This window comes from Paraburkholderia sp. IW21 (genome assembly GCF_041321145.1).
Taxonomy (GTDB): domain Bacteria; phylum Pseudomonadota; class Gammaproteobacteria; order Burkholderiales; family Burkholderiaceae; genus Paraburkholderia.
The window spans coordinates 1-1,310 of sequence record NZ_JBGGWA010000034.1 but is presented as its reverse complement, the minus strand read 5'-3'; the positions used below and the strand labels follow the sequence as shown (position 1 = coordinate 1,310).

Annotated in this window: 1 protein-coding gene; it reads right to left on the bottom strand. The window is 66.7% G+C overall.

The genetic code is table 11. The features are described 5' to 3' along the window. Positions 1-343 precede the first annotated feature (343 nt). The coding region (locus tag ACAX43_RS32910) for an IS91 family transposase (protein ID WP_370712482.1) at positions 344-1,310 on the bottom strand (967 nt) is incomplete at its 5' end.

Below are 1,310 nucleotides of genomic sequence, written 5' to 3'. Positions count from 1 at the left end.
ATTCGATGCCTGCCATCGGCCACAGGAACGTGACGGTGTTTCTGCGCGTGTTGGCAGGCGTCGAATAAGCCTCGATGGAGGAAACCGCGGAGTGCCCCGATGCGGTTGGAGCTTCGCGGCTATGGCGATTGATCGGTCCGGATGCCCAGCGGTGCCAGATGCGACGCGGCCAGGCGGGATGCTTGATGGGCGCTGACGCAGTGATGAAGCGGTGCCGTGGCGCAATTGTGGTGGCGAAGCGGACGTGCGAGGGCCTGTGCGAAGCGACACGCGCAAACGTCCGCTCGTGGGCCGCGTTGCCGCAGAGCCGACGTTCGACAGGCGGATCGAGGAACCGTTGCGCTCATGTCTGACTCCGGCGCATCGGCGGTGCACGGATCGGGGCGCTGCGCGCGAGGATGTCGATGACGATCATCGGTGCGCCGCAGTGCCGGCAGATGAAGACGGGCCGCGTCTGGATGACAGTGTCATCGGGTGGCGCGCTGACCTCGGGTGCGACGTGCAGGAGGTCCCGTACCTTCGCGAGACTGGCGCGGCGCACCGGGTTGGCGAGCAGTCCGTAGTGACGGATGCGATGGAAGCCACCGGGCAGCACATGGAGCAGGAAGCGGCGCATGAATTCGCCAGTTTCGAGGGTCATGGTCTTGTAGCGGGTACGTCCCTTTGCACGGTAGTCCTTCCAGCGGAACGTCACGCCGCGCTCATCGAAGGCGACGAGGCGCTGGTTAGAGATGGCGACGCGGTGTGTGTAGCGTGAGAGGTACTCGAGCACCGCTTCCGGTCCGGCGAACGGGCGCTTGGCGTAGACCACCCATTCGCAGGTACGTAGCGGCGCAAGCCAGCGGGCAAAGGTAGCGGGATCAGCGAGCCCGGTGTACTCGCCGAAGAACTGCAACTGGCCGCGCCGGTGTGCGTCTGCGAGTGCTTCGAGGAAGCGGCGCCGGAACAGGCGCGAGAGTACGCGCACGGGCAGGAAGAAGCCGGGGCGGCAGGCGATCCAGCGCTCACCGTCAGGCGACAGCCCGCCACCGGGGACGATGCCGTGCACATGCGGGTGATGCGTGAGTGCCGAGCCCCAGGTGTGCAGTACGAGCGTGGCGCCAATCTGGGCGCCGAGATGCCTGGGATCCGCGGCGATCGTGCGCAGCGTGTCGGCGGCGATGTCGAACAGCAGTCCGTAGACAAGCCGCTTGTTGTACCAGGCGATCGCGCTGATGGGCGCGGGCAGCGTGAAGACGACGTGGAAGTACTCGACGGGTAGCAGATCGGCCTGGCGTGCCTCCAGCCAGCGGTGTGCGGCGCTGGCCTGG